We start from the raw sequence: 14,057 nt of genomic DNA, 5'->3' as shown, positions 1-14,057 counted from the left end.
TTAGGTGTCATCAATGCTATTATTTTCTTGTTAACCGCTGCACGGACTACAAAATGAACTAATACAGAAGATTAGCATAAATAAAACATTGTATTTCTCAATAAACAAAACAACTTAACGTGGTAAAATAATAGTTGGACGGGAGTCCAATACATATTATTAAAATTAAGATGGTTCAAGTCGGAGGAAGGCACCTTAGGGTGTCTATTCTTTTTTATAAAAAGAAAATTGTACGTTTAGACGCATTTTAAATACAAAATAACCGATTCCTTATACGTTAAGAAACCGGTTATTTATTTTCCTACTTTTTTAGAGGGCTTTTTCTTATAATGGTCTTAAATCATAAATAAAAGATAGAGTAAAAACTATATACGAAATAAATGTAACGAAAACAAGAAAACATATAAACTGAGAATTAGATACATATTGTTCTATTCTTTTTTTCATGTTAATTCGTATTATTTTTCAAATGTGAAGTATCAATTGGAATTTGAGCTTTCCAAGATCCAATTACTTTTCCAATTCTAGTTATATTTACATCTAAAGTAAGGGGCTGTTTAAAATCGTCTTTTCCTCCAGGAACTATAACAAATGTAGCGACACCTTCGGGTTTATCATTATCACGAATGCCCACTTCATTTAATTTTTTACCTGCTGCCATAAGTTCAAAAGGAAGACGATCATCTGAATCATGGATAAATGATAGTCTCCCATCATGTTTAATCTCAGGGTTTTCCTCTTGTTGTCCATTAATTATACCATCACTTTGGAGATCTAATCCTGATGTATCAAATTCAAATGGTACTAAACTTCCGTCAGCTTTTTCCATTCTATAATGAACTGATATACGTGAATCTGCGATAAATAATTCTTTGAGATGTACAGTAATACCTTGATCTGTAATTTTTTCATCAATAGGAATATATTTACCATTCTTCATCATATCTTGTGTGATACCATTTTCATCTTTTATTCCTTCATTTACAACTTTATCATTTGTAATTGCATCAGAAAAATATGAAGCGACATTTGTAGCCGCCACTTGTACTTGTGGAATCATTGCTGTTATGAAAAGTGCAGCTGCAGCTACTGCTGTATAAATGAAACATTTTGATTTTTTACTCATGTTTGTAAAGATGCCTTTCTTTTGTTGTTTTTTGTAATTTATATTAGAAACGTTGTCTAACTTGGAACGACTTTCAAATGTTTTCCATGCTTGTTCTATATCAATTTTGATTTCTTGTGGTGAATTTGCAGATTCTTCATCTAGCATTACGTTTTCCCATTGATTTAATTTACTAATTTCTACTAATAAATCTTGGCATGCTTCACATGTATCTAGGTGCTTTGTAAATTCCTTTCTTATATCATGAGAAAGTTCTCCATCAATATATGTTTGAATAAACCCGATATCATAACATTTCATTTGTTATGCCTCCTCTATTTGTTTATAAATCTTGCGGAATTTCATTTTGGCTCGGACTAATAATGTTCCTATAGAAGATATTTCAATTTGAAGTACTTCTGCAATTTCTTTATATTGAAAACCAGAGAATTTCATTAGTAAAAGGGTTCGTTCTCGATCATTCATTTTATTTAGTGTCGTTTGGACCTTTGTAATTTCTTCTTTTCTTATCCAATCATCGTCTAATGATGATACATTTTGTACTTCATGGTATTGTATTTCCTTATCAATCTTCGCTTGCTGCCTTTTTTCAAATCGAAAATGGTTATAAGCTACATAAGTAGAAGATTTAATCAACCATCCAGGTATATTTTTAATTCCTTTCCAATCGCTACGATATAATTGTAAAAATACTTCTTGTGCTAACTCTTCAGCGATAGATTGATCTTTAACAATCCATATAATCTGTTTCACAGCATAAGCATAGTACTGCTTAAATAAATCTTCAAAGGTCATATGAGAAGCATGACTTTCTTCATTTTCTATGGTTAACATGTTCGTTTAAACCTCACTTTCAATTTGATACCTGTATTATAGAGAAACCAGAAAAACGGATTTTGTGACAGTTTTTCTGGATATTTTTTTATATTTTTTATCTCGCATTAACGGGTAGTAAGACCCCCACCTCAAAATTCAGCGGAAGCAAAGAAGTTAGGTGGGGGGCGGGCTGACCGTAAAAGCCCGATTGGTGTGAGCTAATAATCAGTGGTCGATGAACCCCCCACTGATTAAAGTTTCACTTTATTATGTACTAAAAAAGCATTCATCTGATTAAAAAGATAAGTGAAAACATAAAAACTATAATTCTTGCAGTAGTTGTCTATTAATGTACAAAAAACAGTTAGTTTGTTGCCAAATTGTATCTAAACGTACGATTTTCTTTTTTCTAAATGAGAGTCTTTTCTTAAAGAAGATAAAAATTCAATGGATAATTACCATGAATATATAGATAAAGTTCATCCATATAGTTGTAGAAAGGAGGCATTCAAATGAAGAGACATGATAATAAGGTTGGTCACTTTACATCTGAAAAAGGAAAGGAAGACTTTCAAATTGCCTACGATGAATCAATGGCACTCCTTCCAAAACCTAACGATACGAAAAATATAAAAACGAAATATGGCACAATTCGTGCTTATTATTTTACTAAAGAGGAAAACAAACATAAGGAACCAATACTCTTACTCCCTGGACGTGGTGCATCTACTCCAATGTGGGTACCTAATTTAGAAGGTCTAAGAGAAAAAAGGCCTGTTTATACGATAGATTTACTAGGTGAACCTGGGATGAGTGTGCAAACGAAGGTGATTGAAAACCAAAAACAACAAGCAGAATGGTTAAATGAAGTAATTGAAGGATTAGGTTTAGAAAGAGTGCATATCGTAGGTGTCTCCATTGGAGGGTGGACAACAATGAACTTGGCCAGATATAATCCTGAGCATATTGCTACGGCTAGTTTATTAGATCCAGTCTTTGTATTTGCGCAAATATCCATAAAAATGATTCTGGCATCTATTCCAGCTTCCGTTCCTATTGTCCCTAAGTTTTTAAGAGAAAAGATGTTAAGCTATGTTGCTGGAGGAGCAGAAGCAAGTGACGATGAGCCTATCGCTAAGTTAATCGAGTCGGGTATGCGTAACTATAAACTGAAAACGCCAGCGCCTGATTTATTTAGTAAAGAAGACTTAAAAAATATTGATATTCCAGTGCTTGCACTTATAGCTGAAAAAAGTACAATGCACAATTCGGTAAAAGCAGTTGAAACTGGAAAAAAATACGTTAAAGATATTGATATAGTTAATTGGAAAAATGCATCTCACGCAATCAATGGTGAGTTCTCTAACGAAGTTAATGCTAGGATCCTTGATTTTGTAGAAAAACATTCTAATGATAACTAAGTTGAAAGTGGAAAATATGTTGTCATAACAACTTCATCTCTATATAGCTATTTAGGGGATTTAGCTCATTTTTTATTTTGGCATATTTTAATTCTGCTATTTTCATGAATATGTATAATTACATGAAATTTCAGTGAAAAAGAGAGTATACTTTCGTATTGTGTAATAAAGATAAAGTCCGCCTACGGAAATAGGCGGGCTTTTTTTACTTATAAAGAAAAGACAACCTTTAAGGTGTCTTCCTTCGATTTGAAACATTTTACTAGGTTAAGTTTTTGTGATAATAAACTCTTTTAATTGGAATGAACCTACGCAGTACATCACTTTATTCTTAAGCATCATTCTCAACAAAAGTGAAGATTTTCATTATCTTTTTAACTACAAAGGGTAATAATTTAGAAGCTAAAAATGCAAGTACGAAAGCAATTCCCCATGTTTTCATCCATGATTTGAGAAATAAAGCTGTATATCCAACATTCATTGAAACCATGACGAAAGAGATAATGCTAGATATGCCTAAAATCATAAAGATATTAAAAATTAATGGTTCAAATTTTTTATTGATTTTCAACATTAACACCTATTTTCTATATATGCTTTGCTGCCCGATTTCACCAACATCTAATCTTACAGTTTGAAATCTAGGTTGTCCAGTTTGTTTTACTTTGGTGCAATAGCAATATTGTTTGGAATAAAGTTTCACTTTATTATTTAAGAGCGAATAAATGAAAAATAAAATATCTAATAATATAGATAGAAATCCGCTTTTATACCTTTCAATAAAAGAATAATAGCATTATATATTATAAGGAATACTTGTCCTTAATTGTAAATGAAAGGGGGGAATTGGTATGAGTTATGGCTATGGTCACCCTCCAAAAAAATGCTTTGAACATCATAATGAAACTTTATCAACGGGTGTATTACGTAGACATTCCGCTACGTTATTTCTTACTGTTGAAGCTATGAATGTTGATCCAGATGATACTCGTAGAGTAACAGTTGAAATGTTTGATTGGTCATCAGGTTCTCCGGTATTATTACCATTAATAGACCCTTCAACACAAACATTGCCACCTAATCGATATGTTACTTTTCGTTCAGCAGCTCTTCCTCCAGCACTTTTTGCTTATGAAGTAAGAATCATTCGTCCGAAAGATAGAGATGTTGTTACGAATGTTTTTGGTCTTAGTGCAATCGTATTTAACCCACAAGAAGGAAATAATGTTTTACAACATGATTTAGCAAAATTAGACCTTAAATAGATTTTATAAAGGTCTATTTATTGAGCATGATTAAAAAAAGAGTAGGATGTAATCCTACTTTTTTTTAACGTTAATTAGAATTTTAAAAGAAATCCTTCATTATTTTAGCATCTTTAATATTCACTATCACACCTTCTACCTTATCTTTCTTCTCATCTTTAGCAATCGAAATTTGCTCCTTATTATCAGCCCACACAAGAAATTCTTCTTTTGAGTCATCTTTATATGTAACAGTAATAGTAGAATGTGCAGATTCTCTCTTTTTTTGATCTAGTGTGATTTGTTTAGGAGTGCCTTTTTGGACTGCTGAAACGATAGATTGTATCATTTTTTCGTTGTCTGTTTGAGATTTGGAAGTAGTATGATTTGTTGTTTTCAGTATTTCAATGTCTGTAATATTAGCAGAATTTAATTGAAAGGTATTTTGTTTATGTTCTTGCTTAACTTGTGAAGCTTTATCTGTAGCCGAGGTGCTTGTACAACCTATTAAATTGAAAGATAGAGCGGTTAGAGCGCATATAGATATGATTTTTTTCATAGTATCCCTCCTCAAGTTTAATTATAACAATTTTCTGTTAATTTAGGTAGTTATTGTAAGGAGAAGATGTTTTAAAGTGGTAAATGATGATGTTCATTCTCTATTAAAATCAAAATTCACATAACTTTTTTCATATTTTATGTTTAACATTTCGAAAATGGGTGTACTACATATAATATAACAAATAATTCATTTTAAAGGAGGAAGTTAAAGATGGAAACGAAGTATAGTAAACCTTTTGTATATGAATTTATTACGGAGAAAGAGGTCATGAATGCGGCGAATGATCTCGTGAAAAAAGGAATAGACCAAAAAGATATTTACGTATTAACGCATGAGAAAGATAGGACAGATAGAATTGCGGACAATGCAGACGTGAATACAATTGGGATAAAAGAGGAGGGACTTGGGACAAGCATTATTAACGTCTTTCAAAAAACAGGAGATCAGTTAAGAAATAAAATGCAAGAGTTAGGGCTTAATGAGGAAGAAGCGAACTTTTATGAAGAAAAACTGGATGAAGGGAAAATCTTGTTATTCGTTAAGGATTTAGAAAGAGTCGGTGAATGGTTACAAGAAAGAAGATGCATGTATTCTATTTAAATTTGTATCCTTTAAATCTATAAATCTATTACGAAAAGGAGATTGTAAATATGAGTGAGAACGGACTAAAAGAACAAGTTAAAGGTAAAGTTGAAAAGAAAAAAGGACAAGTAAAAGAAGGAATTGGTGAAGTTACAGAAGATAGAGAGTTGAAAAATGAAGGTAAGTGGGAAAAAACGAAGGGAACGATAAAAGAAAAAGTCGGAAAAGTGAAACAAAAGATAAGTGATGAATTGGATAATAAAGAATAATATATGTTCATCAAGCTTTAGTTACATACTAAAGCTTGATGAATTCAATATAAAACGAATATAGGAGGTTTAATTGTGGGACTTATTATTACGTGTATTGTAGGTGGACTTATTGGTGCGTTAGCTGGAATGATTACAGGAAAAGACTTTCCGTTAGGTATAGTTGGAAACGTGATTGCCGGATTAATCGGATCTTGGGTAGGTAGTGCGTTATTTGGTCATTGGGGTCCTGAATGGGGAGGCATTTTTGTTCTTCCAGCGTTATTAGGTGCAATCGTCTTTATTTTAATCGTTACATTCTTCTCTAGAATGCTGCGGAAAGCGTAAGTATGATAATAAATAGTAATCTTAAGTTTATTATATATAGTTATAAAGTTAATGAACTGATAAAAATACATAAAAAAGCATCCAATTAAACTAATTTGGATGCTTTTTTATGTATTTTACATAGGAATGAGTGGAGGATGAAGAACCCCCCACTCATTAACATTACACTTTCTATTATGTATTAAGCCATCGTTACCTTTTTACAATTATTTATTCTTACGACTTGCCTTGGTTCTATATGAGATAAGTCCTCGCTATTACTTATATCAACTACAATTGTATTCGTTAGTATATTAATAATGGAACCAACTAATTTTGTAGCATGATCGTGTCGATAAGAAAATTGAACAAAATCTCCCTTTTTAAAGTTGTGCTCTTCCATAGATAGATCCCCCTAAAAATAATGTTTATACATTATACATACACAAATTTATAAGTTTTAAACATTTGGTAGTATTTTTTACGTGTTAAGCCGAGAAAGGTGTAGAAAATTTATTTATAATGAAAATAAAAAAATATGTTTAAAACTAATTTTTATGGGTAATTAAATAGTAAAAGTTCGAGATAAGGGGGCGGAAATGATGAATTTAGGAATAAATATTTTGCAAAATGATGTAGGTTATACGGTACAACTTAATGGTGAAATTGATGCGTATACGGCATCAGATTTAAAAAATAAGATTATGCCTATTGCAAGCGAAAAAGAGGTTCAGATTGTAGTAGATTTTCATAACGTAGATTATATGGATAGTACTGGTTTAGGTGTTTTTATAGCTCTATTAAAAGCGGTTAAGAAAAATGATGGAAAACTAGAGTTTATCGGTGTATCTAAAAGATTAAAAAGATTATTCGATATTACAGGATTAACGGAAATATTAAATTTGAATTCTGATTTTGAAAAAGTAGAAAGAAGGTGACTAGGGATGATGGAGAGATTTGAAAAGATAGAAATGAAAATTCCTGCAAAGGCAGAATATGTGGCTATTATTCGTTTAACAATGGCTGGTGTTGCGAATCGAATAGGCTTTGCTTATGACGATATAGAAGATATGAAAATTGCTATTAGTGAGGCGTGTACAAACATTGTACAACATGCATACAAAGAAGACGTTGGAGAAATTACAATTGTCTTTGGGCTATATGAAGATCGATTAGAAATTATGGTTGCGGATAATGGGGTTAGCTTTGATTTTAATAACTTAAAAAGAAAAGTTGGTCCGTATGATATTAGTAAACCAGTAGAACATTTGCCGGAAAATGGTTTAGGTTTATATTTAATCAATACGTTAATGGATGATATACAAATCATGCATGATGAGGGCATGACGGTTTTAATGACAAAATATATACAAAGAGAGCAGGTGGAGAATGATGGAAATCCAATCTCAACCTACGAATCTTACTAAAGAAGACGTTATTAAACTAATTGCAGACTTCCAACAAAACCAATGTAATGAAGCGCAGGAAAGGTTAGTTGATCATTATAAAAATCTCGTATATTCCATTGCATATCGCTATTCAAAAGGCGGGCCGATGCATGAGGATATTATACAAGTAGGCATGTTAGGGCTCTTAGGTGCAATAAGAAGGTATGATTATTCGATAGGGAATGCTTTTGAGCCTTTTGCAATACCTACGATAGTAGGGGAAATAAAGAAGTATTTACGCGATAAAACTTGGGGCATTCACGTTCCAAGGCGAATTAAAGATTTAGGCGGAAAAATTAAACTTGCGATAGAGGAGTTAACAGATCACCTGCAACGTTCGCCGAAGATTATAGAAATCGCAAATCATTTAGGACTATCGGAAGAGGAAGTTCTAGAGATTATGGATGCTAAAAATAATTATCGAGTATCTTCCTTAGATGATGTAGTTGAAAATGCATCTGATGGTAGTTCGGTAGCGAGAATTGAATCTGTAGGTGAAGTAGAGCAAGGATATGAAGAGACAGAAAGGCGTCTCGTTTTAAAGGATATTTTTAACGTATTAAATGACACGGAAAAGAGTGTTATTCATTATATATTTGGAGAAAATTTAAATCAAAAAGATACAGGGGAACGGTTAGGTATTTCACAAATGCACGTTTCTCGTATTAAAAGACAAGCGATAAGTAAATTGAAGCAAGCCGCATTTTTAGATACATAAAAATTTAAAATAATGATGTTTAAAACATGAGAAAAGGGGTACTTATTAAGTATAGGAGGAGATATGAAAATGTCACACGATGTGAAAGAACTAATCGAAGGATTGAATGAAGATTTAGCAGGAGAATACGCAGCAATCATTATGTATAACCATAATGCAGCTACAGTTTCTGGTATATATAGACAAGTGTTAAAGCCTTTCTTTGAATCTGAAATTAGTGATGAACAAGGACATGCCCTATATTTAGCGGAGAAAATTAAGACGCTAGGTGGTACACCTACTACGATCCCTTTATCAGTGAAACAAGTAGAAGATGTTAGAGAAATGTTAGAATACGCTAGACAATCAGAATATGAAACAATTAAGCGTTATGAAACGAGAAAAGAACAGGCAGCGAAATTAAATATGACAGAGTTAGTTGTAAAGCTAGAAGATATGATTGCAGATGAAACTAATCATATGGAAGAATTAGATCGTCTTTTAAATGATAAAGCAATGGTGTTAAATTAAAAGTAGAAATTTATAGAGTGAAAGAACAAATTCCTATTTCTGGGGGTTTGTTCTTTTGTTGTATAAATATGTTTGAGTAAGAAATTTTCATTTTGTAACTGAGTATGTAATACTAGAAAAATAGAAAATAATAATAGATTTACATTTTAAATAAGAAAAGGGGAAATAACTTGTGTCCATTTTAATTGTTGATGATAATCCGGTTAACATATTTGTAATTGAGAAGATTTTAAAACAAGCCGGATATCATGATCTTGTATCGCTCAATTCTGCACAAGAGCTCTTCGAATACATACAGTTTGGAAAAGATTCTTCCAGGCATAATGAAATTGATTTAATATTATTAGATATTATGATGCCTGAAATTGATGGACTTGAAGTTTGTAGGCGATTACAAAAAGAGGAGAAGTTTAAAGATATCCCTATTATTTTTGTTACAGCTTTAGAGGATGCAAATAAATTGGCCGAAGCTCTTGATATGGGGGCAATGGATTATATTACGAAACCTATAAATAAAGTTGAACTATTAGCACGTATGCGTGTAGCGTTACGCTTGAAATCGGAATTAAATTGGCATAAAGAACAAGAAGAAAATCTTCGGAATGAACTAGATTTAGCTACGCAAGTACAAAGAAACTTATTAAGTAGCCCATTACGAGAAGATCATATAAAAATTGAAGCAAGTTACTTACCTTCATTTAAACTAGCTGGAGATATGTATTATTGGTATAAAATCGATGAAAATCGCTACGGTATTATATTATTAGATGTGATGGGACATGGTGTATCTGCTTCATTAGTTTGCATGTTTATTTCGTCTGTATTACGTGAAACGATTAAATGTTTAATTGATCCAGAACTTGTTATTAAAGAATTAAATAAATATATGACCCTTTTACATAATGAAAATGATAATATTCCCTATTATTTTACGGCCATATACTTAGTTGTTAATACAGAAGATAGAACAGTTGAATATGTAAATGCAGGGCATCCTTCTGGATATGTTTTAGTTGATGAAACAAATGTAGTTGAACTAGATCGCGGGAGTTGTGCGGTAGGATTTTTTGATGAAATAAAAGTTAAAAAGACAGTTATACCTTTTGAGAAGAACGCTCAAATACTATTGTTTACAGATGGTGTTCTTGAAGCAATTGCAAATGATGAATTTGAGGCTGAAGAGAAATTACGTACTTTTACAGAAAGAAAATGGGGAGATTTAGAAGGCGAGATAGAAGGGTTTTACAAGGAAGAACAAAAGAAAGCGCAATCAGATGATATGTGTCTCATTATGATACAAACGAATGCGAAATAAAAAGCGTATGAAATCCAAACAGAGGATTTCATACGCTTTTTATTGTATTTTTTGATAAATTTGTTCGCTAGGATTAAATTGAGTATAATGCGGCATTATATTTGAAAAACGAAGAGTTTCTTTATTCCCTAAACATAGAAAACCATTGTGACCTAAGCTTTCATAAAATAGTTGCTGCACTTGATTTTGAAGTTTACTTGTAAAGTAAATTAAAACGTTACGACAAAGTATAATATGAAACTCGTTAAAAGATTGATCGGTTACTAAATTATGCTGTGCAAAAATAATGTTTTGTAAAAGTGATGGATTAAAATAAGCAAAACGATTATCTGTTGAATAATAGTTAGAAAACGCTTGTGTACCGCCAGCTTGTAAATAGTTTTTCGTATAAGTTTGCATTTTATTTAACGGGAGGATACCTTGTTTTGCTTTTTCTAACACATTTGTATTCATATCTGTTGCGTAAATAACCGACTTTTCACTTAATCCTTCTTCGTGAAGTAAGATGGACATTGATAATACTTCTTCACCAGTTGCGCATCCAGCATGCCAAATTCTAATTTCGGGATGCTTTTTTAATTCAGGAATAACATGCTCTCTAAGCGCTTTAAAAAAGGCAGGGTTACGGAACATCTCAGTTACATTAATTGAGAAATCATTTAATAACTGTTCTAAAACCCCTTCCTCGTGAATTACTTTTTCAATTAATTTTGAAATGGTTGGGATATTAGAGAGCTGCATTCGATTACAAATCCTTCTATAAATAGATGTGCGAGCATATTGGCGAAAATCAAATCCTGATAGTTTAAATACCGCTTCCAATAGTAATTCAATTTCTAAGTTCGTGCGCTCATCCGTATCTACTGATGGATCAAAATTATAATACTTATTTTCCACTCCAACTAAACCTCACTTATTTTATTAACCATACACTCATTACCGAATAGAGTTGATGTAGATTTAATGGTTTACTTATATAATCTGAAGCGCCAGCAGATAAACATTTTTCCTTATCATTTGGCATTGCTTTAGCAGTTAATGCGATAATAGGTATTTCATTTAACCCTAAGTTCATTCGGATATTTTCCATCGTTTCATAACCGTCCATATTAGGCATCATAATATCCATTAAAATAAGGTCAATATTTGTATTGCTTTGTAGTATTTCTAAACACTCTATGCCGTTTTGGGCAGTAATAATGTTGGCATTTTGTTTTTTTAATGCATTTTGTAACGCAAATATATTTCGATGATCATCATCGACAATTAAAATTGTTTTCTCTTGGAAGACGTTATTTGTTTCTGGAGTAACGATAGTTTCTTCAACAACTTCAGCAGGAATAACATCTTCTATCGTTGCTGCGACTTCTAAATTGGATAACTGTATATCATGTAATCCATTTGGAAGGTTAGGAATATATACCGTGAAAGTACTACCTTCTCCTACATTACTCTCTAACGTAATCCAACCACCTAACAATCTCGCAAACTCTTTACAAATAGATAAACCTAATCCTGTACCACCATACTTTCGAATCGTTGCTCCATCTGCCTGTTGAAAGGCTTCGAAAATAAGTTGATGCTGTTCTTTAGCGATACCAATACCAGTATCTTTTACTGAAATTGTAATCCAATCTTTACTTATAGACTGCATATCATGACTCAAATTGGTTGTTTCTATCGAATCAAAATGTAAAGAAACGGATCCTTTTTCTGTGAATTTAAATGCATTGGATAATAAGTTTTTAATAATTTGCTCAATCCGTTTTGCATCTGTATAAAACAGATCAGGAATCGTATCACTGTCCTCAATAGTAAATTCGACATTTTTTTGTGCAGCTATATGTAAAAAGTTTTGATGCATATTGGCTGCCATGTCACTTATGTTCGTTGCCTCAAAAATGATGTCTAGTTTGCCTGCTTCTACTTTAGATAAATCTAGTATGTCATTAATTAAAGTAAGTAAGTCTTTCCCTGATGAATGAATGACAGTTGCTAATTCAATCTCATCGTCGGATAAATTGTTATCATGATTTTCTCTTAACATTTCAGATAATAGTAAAATACTATTTAATGGTGTGCGTAATTCATGTGACATATTTGCTAGGAACTCAGATTTGTATTTTGAGCTGCGTAACAACTCGCTTGCTTTTTCTTCTAATTCTGATTTAGTAATTTGTAAGTCAGCTGTCTTCTGCTCAGCCTCTTCAGTTCTAGACTCTAATTGTTCATTCGTTGTTCGTAATTCCTCTGCTTGCATTTGTAGTTCTTCCGCTTGCGTTTGCAATTCTTCTGATTGAACTTGCAACTCTTCTGTCATTGCTTGTGATTCATGTAAAAGAGTTTGAATTCGCATACGTCCCATAATACTATGGATTGTTAAACCTAGATTATCAACGGTTTGTTGAATTAAATCTTGATGTAAATCTGAAATCTCAGTTACACTTACTAACTCCATTACTGCGATTACTTCATCCTCAAATAAGATAGGGATGACTAGTAAATTTTTAGGACGTATTTCTAATACGCCACTAGTGACATAACGAAACTCTTCGGGTATATCCCTGAGAATAAAACTTTTCTTTTCTAAGGCAGACTGTCCAATGAAACCTTCACCCATTTGAATGGATTGTTTTCCAATATCAGCACCTTGATCGGCGAAAGAAGCTTTTTTCACATAGTAGACAGTTTCTTCATATTCTTCACGTACATAAAATGCACCGCAAGAAGTTTGCGTTTTTTGTATCACTCCACTAAGAATTTTGTTACCTAACATCTCAATAGAAGATACACCTTGATACATTAAAATTAATTCTGCAAGCTCCGTTTGTAACCACTCTCTTTTCGATATTTCGTCTAGTAGGTGATTCGTTGTATGAGCAAGATCTTTTATTTCATCACGTGTGTTTACATGAATTCTTTCCGTGATTTTTTCTTTAGAAGAAATGGATTTAATAGCTTGAATTACATTTTTAATCGTTTTTGTAATGGAATTCGAAATATAGAGTGAAATGATAATAGAAATACAAGAAAGTAAGAACAATAAACTGTATAACCAAATCTCTAATTTATTATTTTCAGTATCTAATTGTGCTGCTCTTTTTTTCGTTAATTGCTCCTCAGTGCTACGGAAGTTAGTTACCTGTGACTGTAATGACTGAATTTGAGTCGTGTCGATTGTTTGTACATTATTACTATTATGATTTGTAATGAGTGGGTGAATCTCTTTATTGATCCAACTAGTAATGTTTTCGTTAATCTGTTTTAATTTTTCTTGCTGAGATGGGTTATCCTCTAATAATGAGAAAAGATTTTGATAATGCTTTTCGTAATCCTTTTCCGCAGAATTAAGAGATTGTACGTAATTTGGATTATTAGAAATGATAAACCCTTTCGCTTTATTTTCAATTGTTAGTAAATCTTTCTCCACTTGATTTGTTAAATTGAGAACTTTAAAATCGTGATCAATAATAAAATTACGAGATTTTTGTAAATTAGAAATCTCATTGTTCAACATAATGAAAGAAACAAGTAAGAACAAAATGATAACTAAATAACCAGCCATAATTTTGTAGCGAATACTAAATTTTGCTTTCGAGTTCATTAAAAATTCCTACCTTCAAGGTTATTAAAACTTTTCTATTTTAAAGAATGAAAAACGTAATATATATTATATCAGTTTTCATAAGGCTAAACTAGAAATCCCCCTATTGTATTAGGGGGTTCTTTTTTAATAGAGG

General features: G+C 31.9%; 17 protein-coding genes. 10 read left to right on the top strand and 7 right to left on the bottom strand.

The annotated features are described in order from the left end of the window. Positions 1 to 448 precede the first annotated feature (448 nt). Together HMAS_RS19185 and HMAS_RS19180 are read right to left on the bottom strand one after the other, a co-directional pair. Positions 449 to 1,426, bottom strand: coding sequence for a DUF4179 domain-containing protein (locus tag HMAS_RS19185; protein ID WP_000650417.1), 978 nt, complete (start codon positions 1,424 to 1,426; stop codon positions 449 to 451). Between the two features lie 3 nt (positions 1,427 to 1,429). Next, positions 1,430 to 1,960: an RNA polymerase sigma factor SigX gene (locus HMAS_RS19180; protein ID WP_000955510.1), complete on the bottom strand. Its 531-nt coding sequence runs from the start codon at positions 1,958 to 1,960 to the stop codon at positions 1,430 to 1,432. A gap of 494 nt (positions 1,961 to 2,454) precedes the next feature. Between HMAS_RS19180 and HMAS_RS19175 the strand changes: the two genes are divergently transcribed. Continuing rightward, a complete protein-coding gene (locus HMAS_RS19175; RefSeq protein WP_002023421.1) occupies positions 2,455 to 3,363 on the top strand; it encodes an alpha/beta fold hydrolase in 909 nt (302 codons plus the stop codon). A gap of 331 nt (positions 3,364 to 3,694) precedes the next feature. Here the strand turns inward: HMAS_RS19175 and HMAS_RS19170 are convergent, their stop codons facing one another. Then, positions 3,695 to 3,934: a DUF2798 domain-containing protein gene (locus HMAS_RS19170; RefSeq protein WP_000700224.1), complete on the bottom strand. Its 240-nt coding sequence runs from the start codon at positions 3,932 to 3,934 to the stop codon at positions 3,695 to 3,697. A 280-nt stretch (positions 3,935 to 4,214) separates the two neighbouring features. Between HMAS_RS19170 and HMAS_RS19165 the strand changes: the two genes are divergently transcribed. Continuing rightward, positions 4,215 to 4,628 (top strand): hypothetical protein, encoded by a 414-nt coding sequence (locus tag HMAS_RS19165; protein ID WP_000120217.1) that lies wholly within the window; start codon positions 4,215 to 4,217, stop codon positions 4,626 to 4,628. A gap of 82 nt (positions 4,629 to 4,710) precedes the next feature. On the opposite strand, the gene HMAS_RS19160 is transcribed toward HMAS_RS19165, so the two are convergent. Beyond that, the gene (locus tag HMAS_RS19160; protein ID WP_000720832.1) at positions 4,711 to 5,166 is read right to left on the bottom strand and encodes a hypothetical protein; all 456 of its coding nucleotides are present in this window, start codon (positions 5,164 to 5,166) and stop codon (positions 4,711 to 4,713) included. Positions 5,167 to 5,379: 213 nt separating this feature from the next. Between HMAS_RS19160 and HMAS_RS19155 the strand changes: the two genes are divergently transcribed. The 3 genes from HMAS_RS19155 to HMAS_RS19145 all read left to right on the top strand — a co-directional run bounded on the left by HMAS_RS19155 (position 5,380) and on the right by HMAS_RS19145 (position 6,347). Continuing rightward, entirely contained in the window at positions 5,380 to 5,769 is a 390-nt protein-coding gene (locus tag HMAS_RS19155; RefSeq protein ID WP_000448802.1) for a general stress protein, read from the top strand. Positions 5,770 to 5,819: 50 nt separating this feature from the next. Beyond that, positions 5,820 to 6,020: a CsbD family protein gene (locus HMAS_RS19150; protein WP_001293468.1), complete on the top strand. Its 201-nt coding sequence runs from the start codon at positions 5,820 to 5,822 to the stop codon at positions 6,018 to 6,020. A 75-nt stretch (positions 6,021 to 6,095) separates the two neighbouring features. After that, entirely contained in the window at positions 6,096 to 6,347 is a 252-nt protein-coding gene (locus HMAS_RS19145) for a GlsB/YeaQ/YmgE family stress response membrane protein (RefSeq protein ID WP_000522903.1), read from the top strand. A gap of 181 nt (positions 6,348 to 6,528) precedes the next feature. On the opposite strand, the gene HMAS_RS19140 is transcribed toward HMAS_RS19145, so the two are convergent. Further along, entirely contained in the window at positions 6,529 to 6,729 is a 201-nt protein-coding gene (locus tag HMAS_RS19140) for a hypothetical protein (protein ID WP_000391011.1), read from the bottom strand. Positions 6,730 to 6,925: 196 nt separating this feature from the next. Here HMAS_RS19140 and rsbV point away from each other — a divergent pair, with 196 nt between their 5' ends. The 5 genes from rsbV to HMAS_RS19115 all read left to right on the top strand — a co-directional run bounded on the left by rsbV (position 6,926) and on the right by HMAS_RS19115 (position 10,317). Continuing rightward, positions 6,926 to 7,264, top strand: a complete 339-nt coding sequence (rsbV, locus tag HMAS_RS19135; protein ID WP_002023450.1) for an anti sigma b factor antagonist RsbV — start codon at positions 6,926 to 6,928, stop codon at positions 7,262 to 7,264. 6 nt (positions 7,265 to 7,270) lie between these two features. Then, the gene (rsbW, locus tag HMAS_RS19130; protein WP_000970572.1) at positions 7,271 to 7,753 is read left to right on the top strand and encodes an anti-sigma B factor RsbW; all 483 of its coding nucleotides are present in this window, start codon (positions 7,271 to 7,273) and stop codon (positions 7,751 to 7,753) included. Beyond that, complete coding sequence (gene sigB, locus HMAS_RS19125) at positions 7,716 to 8,492, top strand: RNA polymerase sigma factor SigB (protein WP_016122036.1); 777 nt, start codon at positions 7,716 to 7,718, stop codon at positions 8,490 to 8,492. Before rsbW ends, sigB begins: the two co-directional genes overlap by 38 nt. Before the next feature lie 69 nt (positions 8,493 to 8,561). Beyond that, positions 8,562 to 9,002: a ferritin-like domain-containing protein gene (locus HMAS_RS19120; protein WP_000017742.1), complete on the top strand. Its 441-nt coding sequence runs from the start codon at positions 8,562 to 8,564 to the stop codon at positions 9,000 to 9,002. A gap of 172 nt (positions 9,003 to 9,174) precedes the next feature. Further along, a complete protein-coding gene (locus HMAS_RS19115; RefSeq protein ID WP_000025520.1) occupies positions 9,175 to 10,317 on the top strand; it encodes a fused response regulator/phosphatase in 1,143 nt (380 codons plus the stop codon). A gap of 39 nt (positions 10,318 to 10,356) precedes the next feature. Here the strand turns inward: HMAS_RS19115 and HMAS_RS19110 are convergent, their stop codons facing one another. Continuing rightward, complete coding sequence (locus HMAS_RS19110; protein ID WP_000429036.1) at positions 10,357 to 11,214, bottom strand: CheR family methyltransferase; 858 nt, start codon at positions 11,212 to 11,214, stop codon at positions 10,357 to 10,359. Positions 11,215 to 11,230: 16 nt separating this feature from the next. Continuing rightward, positions 11,231 to 13,921 (bottom strand): ATP-binding protein, encoded by a 2,691-nt coding sequence (locus tag HMAS_RS19105; RefSeq protein WP_098272484.1) that lies wholly within the window; start codon positions 13,919 to 13,921, stop codon positions 11,231 to 11,233. Positions 13,922 to 14,057: the final 136 nt, after the last annotated feature.

The organism is Bacillus sp. HMA207 (assembly GCF_003402455.1).
Classification (GTDB): Bacteria; Bacillota; Bacilli; order Bacillales; family Bacillaceae_G; genus Bacillus_A; species Bacillus_A cereus.
Note: the sequence above shows the minus strand (reverse complement) of the source record. Positions and strands in the feature narration are given on the sequence as shown.